The 18,701-nt window shown below is 63.6% G+C and carries 13 protein-coding genes and 3 pseudogenes; 7 read left to right on the forward strand and 9 right to left on the reverse strand.

Translation table 11 applies throughout. The annotated features are described in order from the left end of the window. Nucleotides 1–123: 123 nt before the first annotated feature. The 3 genes from NG698_RS13205 to NG698_RS13215 are packed head-to-tail and all read left to right on the forward strand — an operon-like array spanning nt 124 to nt 3,247. Complete coding sequence (locus NG698_RS13205) at nt 124–1,341, forward strand: site-specific integrase (protein WP_252610257.1); 1,218 nt, start codon at nt 124–126, stop codon at nt 1,339–1,341. Further along, nucleotides 1,341–2,261 (forward strand): tyrosine-type recombinase/integrase, encoded by a 921-nt coding sequence (locus NG698_RS13210; RefSeq protein WP_252610510.1) that lies wholly within the window; start codon nt 1,341–1,343, stop codon nt 2,259–2,261. Before NG698_RS13205 ends, NG698_RS13210 begins: the two co-directional genes overlap by 1 nt. After that, nucleotides 2,258–3,247: a tyrosine-type recombinase/integrase gene (locus NG698_RS13215; protein WP_252610259.1), complete on the forward strand. Its 990-nt coding sequence runs from the start codon at nt 2,258–2,260 to the stop codon at nt 3,245–3,247. The genes NG698_RS13210 and NG698_RS13215 overlap by 4 nt, the downstream gene beginning before the upstream one ends. Here the strand turns inward: NG698_RS13215 and NG698_RS13220 are convergent. The 7 genes and pseudogenes from NG698_RS13220 to NG698_RS13250 form a co-directional block, all read right to left on the reverse strand. Then, nucleotides 3,211–4,032 carry a hypothetical protein gene (locus NG698_RS13220; RefSeq protein WP_252610261.1) on the reverse strand — a complete coding sequence of 274 codons (822 nt, stop codon included), beginning with the start codon at nt 4,030–4,032 and terminating at the stop codon, nt 3,211–3,213. The two genes, NG698_RS13215 and NG698_RS13220, sit on opposite strands and share 37 nt — an antisense overlap. Before the next feature lie 172 nt (nt 4,033–4,204). Then, nucleotides 4,205–4,579: pseudogene (locus NG698_RS13225) on the reverse strand (TniB family NTP-binding protein); the annotation flags it as partial. Nucleotides 4,580–4,790: 211 nt separating this feature from the next. Next, nucleotides 4,791–5,006 carry a hypothetical protein gene (locus NG698_RS13230; protein ID WP_252610263.1) on the reverse strand — a complete coding sequence of 72 codons (216 nt, stop codon included), beginning with the start codon at nt 5,004–5,006 and terminating at the stop codon, nt 4,791–4,793. Between the two features lie 376 nt (nt 5,007–5,382). Beyond that, entirely contained in the window at nt 5,383–6,924 is a 1,542-nt protein-coding gene (locus tag NG698_RS13235) for a GMC family oxidoreductase (RefSeq protein WP_252610265.1), read from the reverse strand. A gap of 69 nt (nt 6,925–6,993) precedes the next feature. Continuing rightward, nucleotides 6,994–8,472 carry an APC family permease gene (locus NG698_RS13240; protein ID WP_252610267.1) on the reverse strand — a complete coding sequence of 493 codons (1,479 nt, stop codon included), beginning with the start codon at nt 8,470–8,472 and terminating at the stop codon, nt 6,994–6,996. A gap of 168 nt (nt 8,473–8,640) precedes the next feature. Further along, on the reverse strand, nt 8,641–9,588 hold the full coding sequence (locus NG698_RS13245; RefSeq protein ID WP_252610269.1) for an ROK family protein: 948 nt from the start codon (nt 9,586–9,588) through the stop codon (nt 8,641–8,643). Next, nucleotides 9,589–10,668: an SIS domain-containing protein gene (locus NG698_RS13250; RefSeq protein ID WP_252610271.1), complete on the reverse strand. Its 1,080-nt coding sequence runs from the start codon at nt 10,666–10,668 to the stop codon at nt 9,589–9,591. 236 nt (nt 10,669–10,904) lie between these two features. On the opposite strand from NG698_RS13250, the gene NG698_RS13255 reads away from it, so the two are divergent. Further along, on the forward strand, nt 10,905–11,672 hold the full coding sequence (locus NG698_RS13255; RefSeq protein ID WP_252610273.1) for a DeoR/GlpR family DNA-binding transcription regulator: 768 nt from the start codon (nt 10,905–10,907) through the stop codon (nt 11,670–11,672). Between the two features lie 413 nt (nt 11,673–12,085). Further along, nucleotides 12,086–13,456, forward strand: a complete 1,371-nt coding sequence (locus NG698_RS13260; protein ID WP_445260437.1) for an IS1182 family transposase — start codon at nt 12,086–12,088, stop codon at nt 13,454–13,456. A 203-nt stretch (nt 13,457–13,659) separates the two neighbouring features. On the opposite strand, the pseudogene NG698_RS13265 reads toward NG698_RS13260, so the two are convergent. Beyond that, nucleotides 13,660–14,892, reverse strand: a pseudogene (locus NG698_RS13265) (IS110 family RNA-guided transposase). A gap of 296 nt (nt 14,893–15,188) precedes the next feature. On the opposite strand from NG698_RS13265, the pseudogene NG698_RS13270 reads away from it, so the two are divergent. Beyond that, nucleotides 15,189–15,305: pseudogene (locus NG698_RS13270) on the forward strand (helix-turn-helix domain-containing protein); the annotation flags it as partial. Between the two features lie 359 nt (nt 15,306–15,664). On the opposite strand, the gene NG698_RS13275 reads toward NG698_RS13270, so the two are convergent. Continuing rightward, entirely contained in the window at nt 15,665–16,993 is a 1,329-nt protein-coding gene (locus NG698_RS13275) for an aspartate aminotransferase family protein (RefSeq protein WP_252610277.1), read from the reverse strand. Nucleotides 16,994–17,117: 124 nt separating this feature from the next. On the opposite strand from NG698_RS13275, the gene NG698_RS13280 reads away from it, so the two are divergent. Then, nucleotides 17,118–18,665, forward strand: a complete 1,548-nt coding sequence (locus NG698_RS13280; protein ID WP_252610279.1) for a PucR family transcriptional regulator — start codon at nt 17,118–17,120, stop codon at nt 18,663–18,665. Nucleotides 18,666–18,701 lie beyond the last annotated feature (36 nt).

The raw sequence follows: 18,701 nt of genomic DNA on the forward strand, positions 1-18,701 counted from the left end.
CTCCTGGGTGAATCGTCTGCGTGATGCGGTCATGCTGATCTCTACTTTCGATAGACCCTCATTTTAAGAGGGCCCACTGTCCGAGATCTTCACGGCAGCTCAATCCATAAGAAGGAGGAAGACATGGGCATCCCGGCAACCAAGGTCAGCAAGGTCCGCATGACGGGGCCGTTGGCTCCGTTCGCGTCTGCTTTCAGATCCAAGTTGAAGGATCTGGGCTATGCGCCGTTAACGATAGCCAGTGAGCTGAGGATGGCGGCCGACTGGAGCCGCTGGCTTCAGGAACGGTCATTGTCAGCAGCGGACGTGACGAGCGTTCTGGTCGGCCAGTTCGTCTCGGAGAGACGCTCCGCAGGACGCATTTCCCCGTATCCGCCCCGCGTCTTCAACACAATGATCGAGATCCTCGTGGAACGGGGCGTGGTCCAGGCCGGGACCGAGGCACCCGTGCCTGGCTCACCGGTCGATGTACTGCTTGGCTCGTTCGACAGGTTCCTGCTTGCGGAGCGGGGGCTGGCCCGGTGCACGGCGACCGCTTATGTGTTGCGGGCCCGCCGTTTTCTGGCCCAGCAGGTGCCATCGGACGTCCTGGCTGATCTGAAGGCCAAGGATGTGACCGATGCCGTGCGCGCCGAAGCAGCGATGGTCTCGGTCGGTTCCACCCAATTCTTCGTGGTGGCCGTGCGCTCGTTCCTGCGCTTTTGTTTCATCGAGGGACTGATCCCGGCCGACCTTTCGGGAGCGGCCCTGACCATTACCGGACGCCGCCGCTCACCCTTGGCTGCGGGGATCACCACCGCCGACACGCGGAGGCTCCTTGGTACCTGTGACCGGCGGGGACGTGATGGGCGCAGGGACTATGCCATCTTGCTCATCCTCCTCCGCCTGGGCCTGCGGGCCAGTGAGGTCGCCGCGCTGAGCCTCGAAGACATCGACTGGCGCGCCGGGTTGATCGTGGTCCATGGCAAGGGCAGCCGTGATGACCGGCTGCCTCTTCCTGTTGATGTGGGCCAGGCGATCACCGGCTACCTCCAGCGGGGACGCCCGCGAACGCTTCATCGGGAAGTCTTCGTCAGGTCTTTGGCACCCCTTGAAGCGCTGGGCCGGGGCGGGATCTCCACAGTCGTCCGCCGCGCCTGCCAGCGGGCCGGACTCGCCCCGATCGGTGCCCACCGCCTGCGCCATACCCTTGCCTGTGAGATGGTCAATTCCGGCGTTCCTCTGACCGAGATCGCCCAAGTGCTCCGCCACCGGAGCCTGGAGAGCGCCGCCCTCTACGCCCGTCTGGACATAGATGGTCTCCGTGCACTGGCCCGGCCATGGCCAGGAGGTGAGCGGTGATGGTCGACCTCGTCGGCCACGTCCGGGACTATCTGGAACTGCGGCGCGCTCTGGGCTTCAAACTCGTTTTCGAAGGCTACGTTCTTCCCCGCTTGGCAAACTTCATCGAGGCCTCGGGTGCCGGCACCCTAACGACCGAGCTAGCCATCTCATGGGCGTGCCAGCCGGAGGATGTCCAACCCATCACCTTGGCCCACCGGCTCGGAGCGGCCCGCGGGTTCGCCCGCTATCTGAAGACCATCGACCCGGCAACGGAAATCCCTCCGCTGGACGTTTTCGGGACGCACCGGCAACGTCCCACACCCTATCTGTGGTCCAAAGACGAGATCGCAGCACTACTTGAAGCGACCCTTCAGATCCGTCCGGAACTGCGGGCCCTCACCCACGAAACCCTGTTTGGCCTCATTGCTGTCACAGGGCTGCGGCTCGGGGAGGCAACCGGGCTCCTACGCGAGGACGTCAACCTCACCGACGGCATACTCACCGTCACGGAGGCAAAGTTCGACAGGACCAGATTGATCCCCCTTCATCCGAGTACGACGGCAGCCCTGGCCTCCTACGCCCAACGCCGGGACAGGCTCTGTCCCGGACCACAGACGGCCGCGTTCTTCCTCTCGCACGCGGGGACCATGCTTCGCGTCAAAGGCGTTGATGCAACGTTCAATAACATCACGACCGGGATTGGGCTACGCACCGCCACCGTGAAGCCGCGCATCCACGATCTCAGACACACTTTCGCCGTCCAAACGCTCATCGATTGGCACCGGACCGGAGCTGATATCGGAGCCGGCGTGCCTGTCTTATCGACCTATCTCGGCCACGTCAGCCCGGCGGGCACCTACTGGTACCTCTCCGCCGCCCCAGAGCTCATGGCGTTAGCCGCCGAACGGCTCGACCGCCGATTCGGGGCCCAATCATGACTGCCTTGGCTCCCACGCTTCAGGCATTCTTCACTGACCGACTCCTTGGCCAGCGTGGCGCCAGCCCGCACACGATCGATGCCTACCGGACCACCTTCCGACTCCTGCTCGGCTATGCCAGCGACAAACTACATAAGCCACCCAGTGGACTCGATCTCGGTGAGCTCGACGCCCCTCTCGTCGCCGCTTTTCTGGCTCATCTTGAAACGGCCCGGCACAACACCGTGCGGACCCGCAACAACCGGCTGGCTGCCATCCACTCGCTCTTCACCTACGCGGCCCTGCGCCACCCGGAACACGCGGCCTCGATCCAACGGGTGCTCTCCATCGGGCCCAAACGCTTCGACACCAACCTCGTGACGTTCCTCAGCGAAGCCGAAGTCAACGCACTCCTGAACGCGTGCAACAAAGACACCTGGACCGGGCGGCGCGACCACACCATGATCCTTCTGGCCATCCAGACCGGGTTGCGGATCTCGGAACTGACCGGGCTCACGTGCGCCGATGTGTCACTGGGACCCGGGGCTAACATCCACTGCATCGGGAAGGGACGCAAGGAGCGCCGCACCCCGCTCACACCCTCCACCGTCGGTGTTCTTCGAGCATGGCTGCGTGAACGCGGTGGGTCACCAGAGGATCCGCTATTCCCCACAAGCACCGGCAAGAAACTCAGTCGTGACGCCATCGAACACCGGATCACCCACTACACCGCCACAGCAGGAGCAACCTGCCCATCAATGAGAATCAAGCACGTCACCACCCACACCCTGCGCCATACAGCGGCGATGCGGCTTCTGCTCTCCGGGGTGGACGTGACGGTCATCGCGCTCTGGCTCGGGCATTCACAGATCTCCTCAACCAACGCCTATCTGCACGCAGACATGTCGCAAAAGGAACGAGCCATCGCCCGCGTCACACCTCCGGACACCGCCCCTGGCCGCTATCGTCCTCACGACCCGGTCCTGGCCTTCCTCGAGGCCCTGTGATTATGCCGACAAATCCGGTCCAAACAGCCCGCTGAGCAGGAGCCACGCGAAAAGGTCGGCATAACGCGAAGGTCGGCATAATCCGAATCGATCCCGAGGATCGGGAACGGGAACCGGGCCAGCGCGTACTCCAGCGCCAGGAGCACCCACTTCTGGGCCTTGTTCGGCACGGACCGGTTCACCGTCCACCCGGTGGCGATGTCAGTGACGGTCAGGGTGTGACAGAACTCCCCGGACGCGACCCCTCCTTCATGGCCGACCAAGTCAATTTCCACGAACCCGGGCACCGCCTCGTCCCAGTCCGCCCAGGTCCGGACCGGGATCTGGGACTTCAGCAACGACCCCGGCTTGGTATGGGACCGGCCCCGCAGCACCAGTTTCGCCCGCTCCGGAGCCAACCGCCGGTCGATGGTCGCCGCACTCATCCGCATCAGCAGCCCCGCATCCTCGTCCGTCAAGGCCAATTCCCCGTCCCGCCGCAGCAAAGGCACGAGTACCGGCAACATCGGCGCCAGCCGCTTGCCCGCCGGCGCCCTGAGCACCGCCCAGCACACCACGAGCGCCTCGATGACCGCCGGCCCGTACACCGGGGCCCGCGGCGGACGGGAACGCACCGGCCGCAACTCCAGCGCCTGCCGCAGCGCCCGGCGGGCATAATCACGGTTCCAGCCCGTCAGATCCACCAACTCATCCAGGATCCGCACCTTCCCGGCGCGATTCGCCCGGGCATAAGCCCGTGCCTTGATCACCGTGACAGCCTGCCGCTGGCTCATCGTCAGTCCCATCCCTCAAGGATGTCCGCGGACGGACCTTCCCGGACCTTTTCAGATGAGGCAACGTATCCGTCGCCGCGGACCTTTCCTACGAGTCAACGCGCACCCTAGCTTGGCGTCAGACTGCCACTTAAACTGTGGACTTCGGCGCTCTTTGGCGGTGTTCTGTGCTCGCTCTTTGTCGTTAATTGCCGATGACGAGCATGCTCGCGGCGGCTTCGATGACGTCGTTGGTGATGGTTTCGAGTTGGCTGATTTTCAGGACGCGGGTGATTTGCGGGAATAGCCGCTGGAGGAGCCGGAAATTGCATCGGGTGATCGCGGCGATTGCCTGGGCGTCGGTGAAGTCCTCGGGGTCGAGTGAGTGCCCCACGCGTTTCCAGTGCCGGTCGCGAACAAAGAGGCGTTCCTCGCGGCCGAGCGCGCGGTAGCGGTGGGAGAAGCCGAGGCGGCTGTAGAGCTGCGGGTAGTGGCGGAATCGTTGGTCAATACCGGGCATGCCGATGAGGATCATCGCAAGATGGGTGCGGTCGTGGTTGGCGCGGAGGAGCTCCAGGGCAAGGTCAGCGAACTTTGCTCTGAACTCGGGATTACCCGCCAGACACTCTATCGGGCACTTGTCTCCTACTGGGGAGCTGCGTCCGGACGGCCAAAAGCTCCTATCCCGCTGGAGACCTTTAGGCATGGATGGGCCAGGGCAGAGGATTCTTTCCTGCACCAAGCATGGGACCAGTCTCCCGCGGCCAGGTTTGGGGAAACCCGAACGGGCGCTACGTACCGGTGTGGGTCTCGGAGTCCCACGCCCGCTGCTCGCGGGTCTGCCCGTATGGGACCTCACGACTGATTGCTACGGTGTAGTGCGTGAAGCTGTGCTGGGTGACCATGATGCCGTTGCGGCGTTCCCGCATGGCGTGCCGGCGCACGGTTTCCACGGCGGTGTTGAGACCTGTTTCAAGACTTGTTTGGTCACGGGCGACAACTTCCATGGCTCCGGGTTTAGGCCGCTGGTTCATTGATGACCTCTCTGTGCTGGCGCTTTCGGGATGTGGTGTGCGGGTCTGCGGAACGTTCCGGCATTCTCCGTCGGCCTTGTCAGGCACCCTGCGGTGCAGGGAAAGGACCGGAATCTGCCCCCAGCGCCCCGTTTATGAGGGACGTAGTGCTAAGCCCCGCGTCAGCCTCCATCCGGGTGGGCAGATGAAGGGGGATCCGTCTTTGCTGTGAGTATTTGCCGGTCCCAGCTGGTGCCAGGGACCGGCAAAGCGCCCTCCTGTTTCTCTTGGGGATTTCCTGAGGGCCTCTGGCTGGTCGAAGTTGCCGTCTTTCGGTGCGCTTGGTGGCGGCGACTTCGGTATTCGCTGTTTAGTGCCGGTGGCTGACGTCGGTGACTTCGTGCGGGGCGACGCCGAGAATACCTGCGGCGATGCGCGCGCCGATCATTGCAGTGGGGAGGTTGATGTTGCCGCGCGTGATGGTGGGCATGATCGAGGCGTCGGCGACGTACAGCCCGGGCACTCCGTGCACGGCGCCGTCGCTTCCAACGACGGCCATGGCGTCCGTGGCCGGTCCCATCTTGCAGGTTCCTGCCGGGTGGCAGTAATTGACGATGTCCTCAAGTGGGGCGGTTTTCCCGGGGACCCGGTCACCGAGGATGGTTGCGAGTTCGGGCTGGCGGACCATTGATTCCATGAGGTCCAGTGCCTCGGACAGGACGGTCCTGTCGTACCCTTCCGGGTCTGTTCCGTAGCGGTGGTCGATCGCGGGGGTGTTGATGTCCAGGTCTGGGTTGAGGGTGACGGTTCCTTCCGAGCGGGCACGCATCGCGCCGCCGTAAAGGGTGATGGGCGGCAAACCTGGGTGGCCGCTGTTTGCTCCGGCGACCATGAACACGTGGATGTCGTAGGGGCCGTCATCGCACACGCTGGATTTTGCCCTTCCCACGGTCTGCTCGTCGGGATTCCACGGGAGTTTGGCGAGTTCTTCGACCAGGCCTGGCTGGCCGGAAAAGTCGAGCTGCACGCAGGAATGGTCGAGGAGGTGTTTTCCGACGCCGGGAACATTGGCCTGGACCGCGATGCCAAGGGCGTTCAGTTCGTCTGCGGGTCCGACGCCGGAGCGCAGCAGCAGTGCCGGGGAGTGGTAGGCGCCTGCTGCGACCACGACCCGGCGGGCCGTGATGTAGCCCTCTCCTTCGGCGCTGCTGACGAATACGCCGCGGGCGAGGCCGTCAACGATGTTGATTCGTGTGACCTGGACGCCGCCGGCGATGGTCAGGTTCGGCCGGTCCCGGACTGGATCGAGGAATGCGAAGGCACTGTTCCAGCGGACGCCGTCCACGACGTTGACCGGCATGGGGCCGATGCCCTCGGCTGCTTCCAGATCGTCCAGGTCATCGGCGAAGGGCAGCCCTGCCGCTACTCCTGCGTTGACGAAGGCGCGCTGGGGGGGCGTCAGTTCGTCCATGCTGTAGCGGCGGACCCGGAACCGGTCCCGGACCCAGTCCAGGAGCGGTTCGACTTCATCGGCCGACCAGCCGGGGTTGCCGGCGTGGGCCCACTCGTCGTATTCGTGGCGTGCCCCCACGGAAGCTGTGCAGCCGTTGTGGGAGGAACAGCCGCCCATGATGCGTGCCCGGGGCAGGTCCAGGACGCCTGCTCCGGAGGAGCGGCTGGCGTGCAGGTCGTAGTCGTGGGAGAGCGGAATTGACCGGGCGTCGAGCATGTCTTCGGGCCACTCGCCCGAGTCCCGGGTGCCGTAATCCGGTCCTGCTTCGAGCAGCAGGACGCTTTCGTCGCTGTGGGCTGCGAAGGTTCCGGCGAAAGCAGCTCCGCCGGTCCCGCCGCCGATGACGATGGTGTCCGCGAAGGAGGGAAGGCTGGCAAGGGGCTTGGTGGAGGTGTTCATGGTGTCCTGGTTCCTGATGTTTTGCGGCTTGGCGGGAGCGGATTCCGTGCCAGGCCACGCTGTGCTTTGTTAAACGGAAGGTGTCGCTGACTTCGAGTAGACCTGATCGACGTCCGGGAGTTCTCCGGCCCGGGCCATCCAGGCCCGTTTACCGGGGCGCAGGTTGCGTCCGAACAGGACGGCAGCACCCAGGGCGACGTAGGTCAGTGCGAGGAAAGGGGCGAAGAATACGGGGTAGGCCGGGAGCGGGACGATGCTGTTGTACGCGATGGTGAGCAGCGCGGTGGTAGAGACGACGGGGGCGAGGACGTGGGCCCAGATGTTGAATTCGTTCGGGTGCTTGCGGCGGAAGAACATGAACGCGGCGATGTTCATCAGGATGAAGATCGGAATGTATACGAAGGTTCCGGTGGTGCCGAGCATGTTGAACAGGTTGTACGGTCCCAAGGGAAGCCCGACTGCCAGGCAAATGCCCAGGGCGACGGCTGATTGGACGTAGACGGCCGTGATTGGGGTGCGGTGCTTGGGCTGGGTGCGTGCGAAGAAGGCCGGGAGCGCGCCGGTCCGGGCGATGCCGTAGATCGTGCGGGTGGCACTGGTCGTGCAGGCGATGCAGACGCCCAGGCCCGAGTTCACGAGCGCAATGAGTACCAGGATCGAGGCTCCGCTCCACAAACGGTCCGCGAGGACGAAGGCCGGTGCGGTGGGGGAAGCGGCCAGCGCGGCGATGTCGTTGGTGCCCCAGCCGATTTGGAGGCCCCATGCGGTGACGACGTAGAAGACACCGATCAGCACCAGTGAACCGAAGATCGCCTTCGGAACGATCCGCTTTGGATCTCGTGATTCCTCGCCGACCGCGGCGGCGCTTTCGAACCCGGTGAAGGCAAAGATCGAGAGCACGATGGCGAGGAAGAAACCTGAGGGGTTTTGGACGTTGGCGGGGTTGAATCCGTCCAGGTTCACACCCCCGGGGCCCGGGTTGAACATGCCGGTGACTGCGAGTCCGAGACCGACCGCCATCTCGAAAATGGTCATCACCACAAGGAATTTGATGGAGATGACGATGCCGCGGTAGGCGCAGGCGAAGCAGATGGCCAGGATCACGGTTGAGTAGATCCACCAGGGGATGCCGATCCCGTACTTGCCGCTGAGTTCGTCGGCGAGGACCGCACCGGTGAAGGCGGCCAGGGCTGCGGGGACGATGGTGACCATGATCGCGTACAGCCATCCGGTCATGAAGCCGGCCTTTGGCCCGATGCCCGCGGAAACATAGGTGTAGAAGCCTCCGGCGGAGGGCAGATGGCGTGCGAGGCCGAGCATCGGAACCGCAATCACCAGGCAAACGAGGAACGCGGAGAGGTAGGTCAGGGGCGCCGATACCCCTGCCTGGCCGGTGGTGAAAGCGATCGTGTAGAAGATGCCCAAGGTCGGGGAGATTTGCGCGATCGACTGCATCAAGGTTCCGCCGAGGCCGATGGAGCCTTTCTGCAACCCGGAGTCAAGGGCCTTGCCCTGCACCTCCGGGGACTCTGGCTGATTGGTCAACATACTGCTCTCCTTTGAACTGATGAACGAAACGGTAAAAAATAATCGAACATTCTGTACGTTCATTCTGACACGTTTAATGTTTATTAAGCTAATGATTGTTTGTTTTTCTGTTGCAATATTGTGAGCCCCGGGTCACTGCAAACGTTTGCCGCTTCCGGCGGGTGCGGCTCAGGAGTACACGGCGGGAACGTGGAGGAAGGCGGCGCCGATGGCTCCGCCGTAGTCATCGAGGCCGGTCTTGCTGAGCTGGGCGTAGTGGATCCATGGGCCGAGCCGTTGCAGAGATCGCTCGACCGTGTGGCTGTACATGTCGAAGTGTTGTGCGGCGCTGCCACCCAGCACAACGTTTTCCGGCCTGTAGGCGGCGAGCAGTGTCCCCAGGCCGTCGGCGATCGCGAGTCCGTAGTCCCTGAAAACGTCTGTTGCCTGCTTCTCGCCACGGCGGGCGCGTGCGGCCAGTTCGGCGATCGCTGTCCTGTGTGTGGGTCCTTTTCCAAGGAGATCTGCCGCGGAGCGCTGCAGGGTCTGGCGTGAGGCGTTTTGTTCCCAGCAGGCCTCGCGTCCGCAGTAACAGGCTGAGGTCGTGGCGACTGCGACGGTGATGTGGCCGGTTTCCGGATGCATTCCATCGCCGCCGCGCAGGGGCTTGCCATCAATGAGCATGCAGGCGCCGATCCCGGTGCCCAACGTGACGTGGAGCAGGCTCCGTGAGTTCTTTGCCGCACCCACGCGCTGCTCCGCCAGTGCGGCACACACAGCGTCGTTGTCGATCGCTACCGGCACGCCAAAGACTCCTGCGAGACTGGCCACGATCGGCTCTCCGGTAAAACTCAGGAGGGTGTCAGGATTGCGGATGATCCCATCTGCATCCACCGGACCGCTCGCCCCGATTCCGATTGCCTCTATTGTCCGTCCGGGTGCGAGTCCGCCGATATGGTCAGCGAGGAATTCCGCCGCTGTTCCGTTGGTAAACGCACCGGGAGTGGTGGTGGCGAGCCGGGCGAGGACGTGGTTCTTTGCATCCAGGGCGACGAATCGTATGCCTGTTCCGCCGATATCAATTCCGACCCGGAGGCCTGGCGATCCTTCGTTCAGGTTCAAAGGTTCGGCGGACATCTAGATCACCGTCGTGATTTTGGAGCCGTAGATGAAGGCGCCCGGAACGACGTTGTTGGCGCGCGCCAGACCGACTGCGAACAACTCTGCGATTACGGAGCTGGCCGAGAGCTGGGCCAGTGGACTGGTCCCGGTAACCGGTACCGTGAGCGCGCCAGGGATTTCGTCGTCGCCAACGATGAGTACCTGTGAACCGGTATCGACCAAGTCCGCGGCAAGCAGGCGCAGACTCTCATCCGGTGCCTGGGCTTGAAGGCCGAAAAGCACTACCGTCAGACCGTCACCGGCCAGTTCAAACGGGCCGTGCCGGAACTGTCCGCCGATAAATCCCTCAGCAGGGACTTTGGATGATTCCTTGGTGATCAGGGCCGAGAACAGTGCGGTCGCGGATTCATCGCCCCTGCCCACGTAGGCCAAACGCCGCTGGGGATGGCTGGCGGTGGCAGCAGCGACGCCCGCTACGTCCACCGCGCCGATCAGGCTTTCGACGATATCGGCGGTGGACAGGATGTCCTCGTTGATCCGCTCCAGTGTTTCGCCGGCAAAGGCTCCTGACAACATGCGGTGCACGGCCAGAGAATTGAGGTAGCTCTTGGTGCTGACCGTGGCCTCTTTCCCACTGTGCAATGGCAGGAAGACATCCGAACCCAGGGCGAGTGGGCTTTCAGGGTCGTCAGCTATCCCGATCAGAAGGGCCGGTGAAATCACGCCCGAAGCCCTCCGGTTGAGAAGCTCGACAACTTCCCCACTCGCCCCGGACTGCGAGGTCACGACCAGGAGAGTGTTCGGGGTAACGGCCTTCGGGTTATCCAGGAGTTGTCCGATATCGATGCTCCATGCCGGCCGACCCAGCGCCGTCAGACGCCGCCAGCTCGGAATGCCCGCAAAATGCGATGAACCCATACCCGCGAAAACGATCCGGTCCCAGCTCGAGCCGGCCATCGCGCGCAGATCAGGCAGCGAAGCCGCCGCGAGTCGCCTCAGAGCCTCGGGTTGTTCAGCGATGTCGAGCTCGAATGGTGTCATCTCAGTCATGGTCTGGTAGATCCTTTTTCTCGGAGGGTGCCCCAGGTCGTCCAAGTCGCCTTGGCTGCCTTGAACGGCGGTTTCATGATCTCTATACACACGCCCGGTCCAGATGGCTCGACTCGGTGGGAATATCCGCGTACGCAACACGGCAACCCGGTGCAATCAAAAGTAATATGAACAGCATTAGTGTTCGATTAACGATATTTCGAACAAATCAGATTGTCAATGGTGTCGGTTCAATGTTTGAATGAACGGACAGAAGGTAAGGTCCGCGAGAGGGGTAGTAGATGGTTAGCGCGAAGCAGCGGCGCCACCAACAGGTTCTGGAGATACTCCAGGAAACCGGTACGGCCACCGTGGGAGAGATGGGCACCCGGTTGGGTGTGACCGAGATGACGATCCGCCGCGATCTGGAACTCCTGGAGGCAGACGGGGTCCTCAAACGGTTTCATGGCGGAGCCAAACTGGACTTCGGCAGCAGCTACGAACCGCCGTTCCCGGTACGGGAGAAGACCAACGCCGAACAGAAACGCCTCATCGGCCAGCGGGTGGCATCCCTCATAGATGACGGTGACACCATCATCCTGGATGGTGGCTCTACCGGACTCGCTGTCGCCGAGTACCTTCTCGACCGCCAACTGACCATCTGCCCGCTGTCCCTGCGAGTGGCTTGGGCCTTCGCAAGATCCACCTCGGTAAAACTCATCATCCCGGGCGGTTCCGTCCGCCCAGGGGAACTTAGCCTCAGCGGCGCGGACACCATCGACTATCTCCGCGGACGCCACTTCGACACCTACGTCATGACAGCAAGCGGCCTTTCGCTAAACGAGGGCTTCACCGAGTGGAACCCGGAAGACGCAGCCGTCAAAAAGACCGCCGTGAGCGTCGCGGACAAAACCATCACAGCTGTGGACTCAAGCAAATTCAACCGCGTCGGATTCGTCAAAATCTGCCCAACGCAGGTACCCGCAGCGATCGTAACCGATGGCGGCGCCACCAGCGAGAACCTGGAAAAGCTCCGGCGCCAGTCCCAGGGAGTCATCGTGGCCGAGTGAGAGATGGCAACGGAACCAGGGGCAAAACAACTGAACAACGCGGCCCGTCTCCAGCAGACAGTGAACGCAGCTCGGGTTCCGGGTTGGAGTTCCTGATTCCCAGCTGAAACTATCGCAACCCAGATCACGGTCCGCTGCAGCCATGGAACAAACACCCGGCAGATGCACGGGCCCGGGCGCGCACTAGAGCAGTGCAGCCAACTTCGGACGGTGGGACAACTTCTAGGTGCGTGGGTCAGTAGTGAGGTGCCCGGTTTTTAAAACGCCGGCGGATTAGCCAGGTCCTGGCTCTGGTGGCTGGAAGAATCGGGGGCATGGATACCGGTTCTTCCGCGCAGGATGGTTTGTTCGACGAGTCGCTCGTGGAGCGGGTCGAGCAGCCCACCGATGTGCCGATGGATGCCAATGGCGGGATCAACAAGCGCTTCAAGGCGTTCGAGCCCGATGCGGTGATGCTGGTCCCGCCGTCGCTGGAGGAATGGTTGCCGCAGGGTCATCTGGCCCGGTTCATCGGCGAACTCGTCGACGGGGAACTGGATCTGGCCCGGTTCTACTCCTCCTACGCCAAGGCCAAGGGCCAGCCGCCGTATGACCCGCGGCTGATGCTGCGGATCCTGCTTTACGGGTACTGCGTGGGGGTGCGGTCCTCGCGGGAACTGGAAAGAGCCTGCACGGACGTGGTCGCGTTCCGTTGGTTGTGCGCCCAGCAGGCCCCGGACTTCCGGTCGATCGGGCGGTTCCGCGAACGCCACCTCGCCGCGCTGGCCAACGTGTTCCTCCAGGCGCTGGAACTCTGCCGGGCCGCGGGCATGGTCTCGCTGGGCCATGTCGCACTGGACGGGACGAAGGTCCGGGCCAACGCCTCCCGGCATAAGGCCATGAGCTATGCCCGGTTGACGGAGAAGCAGAAAGTCCTGGCCGATGAGATCAGCGACCTGATGGCGGAGGCCAAGAGTGTGGACGCGGCCGAGGACGCCCGCTACGGGCCGGGCAAACGCGGCGATGAATTGCCGGCCGAGTTGGCTAACCGGGCCCGGCGCGCCGAGGCGATGAAGACTGCCCGGGCGTCCATCGAGGCCGAGGCCGCGGACAAGGCACGCCGTGAGGCCGAAGAGAAGGCCCGGGCCCGCGGGGACGACGACGAGGATGTCTCCGGCAGGGGCGATGCCGCCGCTGCCGCGGCGGTCCCCAAGCCCACCGCCCAGCGGAACTTCACCGACCCCGACGCGAGGATCATGAAGACCGCGGACGGTTCCTACCACTACTGCTACAACGGCCAGGGCGTCGTTGATAAAGATCACCAGGTCATCGTTGCCACTGAACTGAACAACACCGCGGTGGACGTGCAGCAACTGGTCCCGATGGTCCAGAACACCCAGGACACCCTGGAAGCCATGCCCCGCAAATGGAGCGCCGACGCCGGGTACTGCTCGGCGGCGAACCTGAAACACGTCAGGGACCTTGAAGCCGGTGGCGGCAGCGAATTCTTCATCTCCACACGGCGGATGAAACACAACCAACCGGTCCCGGAATCGCCACGGGGAAGGATCCCGGCGGATGCGACCCTGGCCGAGCGGATGGCCCGGAAACTGAAAACGAAGAAGGGCCGGGCGGTCTACGCCCGGCGCAAAGCCATCGTGGAACCGGTCTTCGGACAGATCAAAACGCGGCAGGGCAAGCATGTCCTGTTGCGCGGGCTGGAGAAGGCATCCGCGGAGTGGAAGTTGATGGCCGGCTGCCACAACCTGCTCAAACTCTTCAGCTACCGCACCGCCACCGCCTGAACACCGCCGGGACGCGCCCCGCGACGCGCCTTCAGCACACGAACTCCACACCGCAGGGACATGCCACGCCTCCTTCCGCGAAAATGCCAAGAGGCCGGCCTCTTCCCGGAAAAGGAGACCGACCTCGGGCCATCACGGCTCAAACCTGCCGAACCGTCAAACCATTACTGACCCACGCACCTAGTACGAAAATAGACGCAAGATCATGCAGCCGCCGGTGTGAGGTTGACATCGTAGCCGAGGGTTTTGAGCTGACGGATGGCCTTTGGCTTTGGTCTGTCCAGGTTCCCTCTTCAGGTAGAAGTCCGCGCCAGGATCCTTGTAAACCTCACCGTTGGCAGCATGTGCCAGGTCGCGGTCAGGATGACGTGTTCGATGGCGACGATGGCTTTGACCCGGCCGCGCCGGATGGCGATCCGTTTGTATTTGACGCTGACGTAGGTGCTTCTGCCGCGGGACGCGGCCATCGCGGCGATGCCCAGCGCGCCCTTGAGATATTTGTTGCCGGGCATGATTCTTGTCGATTTGACCCGGCCGGCGGATTCGTTGGATCCCGGGCAGACACCGGCCCAGGATGCCAAGTGCGCGGCCGTGGGAAATGCGCTCATGTCGCCACCCGTCTCGGCGATGATCACGTCAGCGACGAGTGTTGAGACACCAGGGATCGTGCTCAGCGCTTCCCTGGCCGCACGAAAGGGCTCCATCGCCGTGTCGATCTGTTCCGTCAGTACGGTGATGGTCCGGGCAAGCTGATCGATGCGGTCCAGATGCAGCCGGACCATGAAGGCATGATGCTCGCCAAACATGCCGGTGAGCGCTTCGGTTAGTGCCGGGATCTTTGACCTCATGCTGGCCCGGGCAAACTGCGCGAGTACCTGCGGATCCGTTCCCCACGGATCAACGCCTCGAGCATCGCCCGGGACGATACCCCGGTGAGTTCACTGACTATGCCCGAAAGCTTAATTCCCGTGCTCTCGAGGAACTTCTCCAGGCGGTGAAGCTCCCGGGTTCTGTCCTGGACGGTGACGGCACGGGCCCGCGTCAGATCCCGCAATTCGCGGACAGGCCCGGGCGGAACGAACGAGGCCCGCAACAGCCCGTGCGCCAAGCTGCGCCAGCCATGCCGCGTCGGAAACGTCGGTTTTGCGCCCGGGCAGGTTCCTTGCATGTCTGGCGTTGACCAGCATGACCGGCAGGGACTCCTCAAGCAGGTAGTAGAACGGCTTCCAGTAATCGCTGGTCGCCTCCATCACTACGACCGTGACGTTCTGTTCTTCCAGAAACCTCCGTAACTCCAGGATCTGGTTTGTGGTGGATCCCCAGGTGGTGACTGTCGAGGTGAACTGGCCCAGGCGCTTGCCCGGGACTCTGATACATACTTTTGCGTCGCGTTTGGATATATCCATCCCGACGGACCGCTCATGGACGATGTCCATTGCCGTGGCACTTTCTGAAATTGAAGGGATATGGGTATGTGACTGCCGCGGAGAGGGCAGGGAGTAAATCAGGAATTTAGCACTCGTGCTCGAAGCAACAATCCACGGTTCCCGTGGAAGCCCTCCACACCACGCTGAAAAACGGGCTCAACTACGGCACCAAGAAGTCACGGCGTTCACCGCAGCAGACGTCAACATCATGCAGCCGTCCCCGCCGTCAAGCTACAGCCGGTAAGCCGGCCGCCCCCTATTTTCGACCCCGACGGCGCGGCAGCGCCCCTGGACCGCTGAAAACGACAGCCGAGCTCGTGTAGCGCGCCGGCAGCGGTGTCCCAAAAGCCGTCCTTGCCCGTGATTACGGGATCAGCAGGGAGACGGTCTACCAGTACCTGCGCCATGCCAACTTGGGTTGATGCCCCTCCCCTGCCGGTTCGGCCGCACGGCCACAGCCGAAGCGGCGATAACTTGACTGAAGGTCCATTATCGGCGTTCAAACATAGGCGGGGAGTGCCCGCAAAAGAAGCTGGGTCGAAGCGTCAACTGTCGAGAAGCGCACCCGTCGGTCTTGGCAGTTTGTGAAGCATCGGGGCATGGCGGTGGGAGCCGGGTACGGCGCCTTCGCCCTCGCCAACGTCTGCTCACCTCTTTGCAGGTAATACGGCGATCGACAACAGCTCTAGGAGCAGTAAAACCTGACCATGGGCTGGCCCCAAACGCCGACGTCGGGCGGCCCAGGGTGTCCGGCCAGCGTCGTAGATTCCCGCATTTGGGGTCAGCTAACTGCGGTGAGTGCTTCGTCGTAGATCTTCAGTGCTTTGCGGACTTCCTCGGGGGTCACTACTGCAGGCGGGACAACGTGGATGCGGTTGTCGGCGATGAAGGGCAGAAGTCCGCGGGTCAGGAGTTCGGATTTGATGCGGCCCATGAAGGCAGGGGTGACGGGTTGGCGGGTCTGCTGGTCCTGGACAAGCTCGAGTGCCCAGAACACGCCGCGTCCCCGCACCTCGCCGATGACCGGGTGGCGGAGCGCGAGGGCAGCCAGGCCCGGCGCGAGGTGGTCCCGGCCGATGTGTTCGGCGTTTTCGACGATGCGTTCGTCTTCGAAGGCTTCTATGGAGGCCACGATGGATGCCGCGGCGAGGGGGTGGCCGGAGTAGGTCAGGCCGCCCGGGAACACCCGTTCGTCGAAGGTTGCTGAAATTTCTTCGGAGATGATGACGCCGCCCACCGGCACGTATCCGGAGTTGACGCCCTTGGCGAAAGTGATCAGGTCCGGCTTCGCGTTGTAGGCATCCAGGGCGAACCAGTCGCCGGTGCGGCCGAACCCGGCCATGACTTCATCCAGGATCAGGATGATTCCGTGCTGGTCGCAGAGCGCCCGAACGCCTTCGAGGTACCCGGGCGGCGGGAGCAGGATGCCGGCGGTGCCGGGGACGGTTTCGAGCAGGATGGCCGCCACGGACTGCGGTCCTTCAGCCTCGATGGTCCGGCGCAGGTGCTGCAGCGCGCGTTCCGCTTCCTGCTGCGGGGTTTCGGACCAGAACTCCGAGCGGTACAGGTAGGGCCCGAAGACGTGGACGTGGCCGCGGGAGTATTCGTTGGGGATCCGGCGCCAGTCGCCGGTGGCGGCGATCGCGGCTCCGGTGTTGCCGTGGTAGGAGCGGTACCGGGAGATGACCTTGTCCCGGCCGGTGTGCAGGCGTGCCATCCGGATGGCGTTCTCGTTGGCGTCGGCGCCGCCGTTGGTGAAGAAGATTTTGTTCATCCCGGCAGGGGCGTGGGCCAGGATTTTTTCAGCGGCCAGGCCGCGGGTGTGGTTGGCATGGGCAGGGGCGACCGTCACTAGGGCGTCGGCCTGCTGCTTGATCGCTTCGATCACGCGCGGGTGCTGGTGGCCGATGTTGGTGTTGACCAGTTGGCTGGAGAAGTCCAGGTAGGTCCGGCCGTCGTGGTCCCAGACGGTGCTGCCCGAGCCGCCGGCGATGACCATGGGGTTGAGAGCTCCCTGGGCCGACCAGGAATGGAAGACGTTCGCCCGGTCCAGGGCGACCACTTCGGAATTCGTGACGGGTGCGGCCAAGGCGGTCCGGCTGTGGGCCATGATGGTTCCTCTCGGGGACGGTGCAATGCGTTCCCTTCATAATCAGCCCGGACGCACGTCTGCGTCCTTAGACATTTGTATACTGAAGACCATGAAGATCGACGCTTTGGCATCGGTAGATTAAATGCTGCCCACCATCAACGCCCTGCTTCACACCAAAGCCCTGAATCTGAGGCTCGTGGTCCCCGAACCGGACAGCAAAGCCCTGGACACAACCGTCGCCTGGGTGCACAGCTCGGACCTCGATGACCCCACCCCCTTCCTCGACCCCGGGCAGTTACTCCTGACCGACGGGACGCAGTTCCCCGTCAACCATGCCGGGACGGAAAAGTACGAGAACTACGTCAAACGGCTCGTGGAGCACGGGATCTGCGGCCTGGGTTTTGCCACCCAAGTGATCCATGGAGTCCTGCCGGAGGGGCTGGAGACGGCCTGCCGCGAACAGGGCCTGCCCCTCCTCGAAGTGCCGGACCGTACCCCGTTCATTGCCATCATCCGCTGCGTAGCGGACTGGCTGGCCAAGGAACAGAACGCCAGGTCCGAGTGGTCACTCCAAGCCCAGCGGTCCATCGCCCGGGCAGCGCTGCGCCCCGATGGGCTGCGGTCGATTCTTGCCGAGCTGGAGCGGCAACTCCAGTGCTGGGTGGCCCTCTTTGATGCGGCCGGAAATCACATCCTGATGCCCAGCAGCCGCCCGGTGCCGTCGGACCTGATGCCGGTAGTGGAGGCAGCTGTCCTGCGGGCGTTGGAGCAGGGCGCCCGGTCCGTGGCGCAGCTGACCGTGGAGGATCAGCAGATCACATTGCAGACCCTGGGACGCCGACACAATCTCCGCGGCGTGCTGGCCCTGGGCGCCATTGAGCCGCTGGATCCGGCCAGGACTGACATCATCAACAGCGTCATCGCCCTGGCCAGCCTCGCGCTGGAACAGACCCGCACGCTGGACACCGCCCGCCGCCACCTTCGTTCTGGCGTCTTTGAGCAGATGCTCTCGGGCAACACCGACGTGGCCGCACGGACGGCGCGGCAGGTGTGGGGCCGTTTGCCCAGCGAACCGGTGATCGTTACCGTGGCGCGGCCGCCGCAGCAGGGACAGAACCTGCTCGAGGCCCTCGAACTGCTCTCCGATGACCACCGCGGCGCGGTGTTCTACGCCCAGCGGGGCGAGAACGTCGTCGTCCTCGCGAACCACGTCCACCAGAAGAAAGTGGAGGCGGTGCTGGGGCGGTACGGCGCGACGGCCGGAACCTCGGCGCAGACCGATTTTGAGGCCCTGCCGCGGGGTCTCAAGGAAGGCGAGCGGTCCCTGGCGAGGGCGAATGAACTGTCCCGGCCGGTAGTGGCGTTCGCGGAAGTAGCCGGGGGCGGCATGCTGGGGCTGCTCCAGCGGCAGGAAGCGGAATCGGTGGCACGCCGCCTCGTTGAACCCCTTTTAAGGCACGACGACGTTGAACAGTCCCAGCTGCTGCCAACGGTGGCTGCGTGGCTGGAAAACAATTGCGTGTGGGACCGTACCGCCCGCCAGCTGGGCGTGCACCGGCACACGCTGCGGAACCGGATCGACGCCGCCGGCAGCATCCTGGGCCTTAACCTGGACGGGCTGCGGGACCGGCTGGAACTGTTCACAGCGCTGCAGTTCCTGGACGTGGCAGAGGGGCACCCGGAGCGCTGAACGCACCTGGTGCCCCTCTGCACACGATTCAGAAAA

Source organism: Pseudarthrobacter raffinosi, from assembly GCF_023913735.1.
In the GTDB taxonomy this organism is placed as follows: Bacteria; Actinomycetota; Actinomycetes; order Actinomycetales; family Micrococcaceae; genus Arthrobacter; species Arthrobacter raffinosi.

Excerpts from the sequence above, each read along its gene's own strand:
- NG698_RS13205 (WP_252610257.1), top strand. The coding sequence starts at position 124 with ATGGGCATCCCGGCAACCAAGGTCAGCAAGGTCCGCATGACGGGGCCG.
- NG698_RS13210 (WP_252610510.1), top strand. The coding sequence starts at position 1,341 with ATGGTCGACCTCGTCGGCCACGTCCGGGACTATCTGGAACTGCGGCGC.
- NG698_RS13215 (WP_252610259.1), top strand. The coding sequence starts at position 2,258 with ATGACTGCCTTGGCTCCCACGCTTCAGGCATTCTTCACTGACCGACTC.
- NG698_RS13220 (WP_252610261.1), bottom strand. The coding sequence starts at position 4,032 with ATGGGACTGACGATGAGCCAGCGGCAGGCTGTCACGGTGATCAAGGCA.
- NG698_RS13230 (WP_252610263.1), bottom strand. The coding sequence starts at position 5,006 with ATGGAAGTTGTCGCCCGTGACCAAACAAGTCTTGAAACAGGTCTCAAC.
- NG698_RS13235 (WP_252610265.1), bottom strand. The coding sequence starts at position 6,924 with ATGAACACCTCCACCAAGCCCCTTGCCAGCCTTCCCTCCTTCGCGGAC.
- NG698_RS13240 (WP_252610267.1), bottom strand. The coding sequence starts at position 8,472 with ATGTTGACCAATCAGCCAGAGTCCCCGGAGGTGCAGGGCAAGGCCCTT.
- NG698_RS13245 (WP_252610269.1), bottom strand. The coding sequence starts at position 9,588 with ATGTCCGCCGAACCTTTGAACCTGAACGAAGGATCGCCAGGCCTCCGG.
- NG698_RS13255 (WP_252610273.1), top strand. The coding sequence starts at position 10,905 with ATGGTTAGCGCGAAGCAGCGGCGCCACCAACAGGTTCTGGAGATACTC.
- NG698_RS13275 (WP_252610277.1), bottom strand. The coding sequence starts at position 16,993 with ATGGCCCACAGCCGGACCGCCTTGGCCGCACCCGTCACGAATTCCGAA.
- NG698_RS13280 (WP_252610279.1), top strand. The coding sequence starts at position 17,118 with ATGCTGCCCACCATCAACGCCCTGCTTCACACCAAAGCCCTGAATCTG.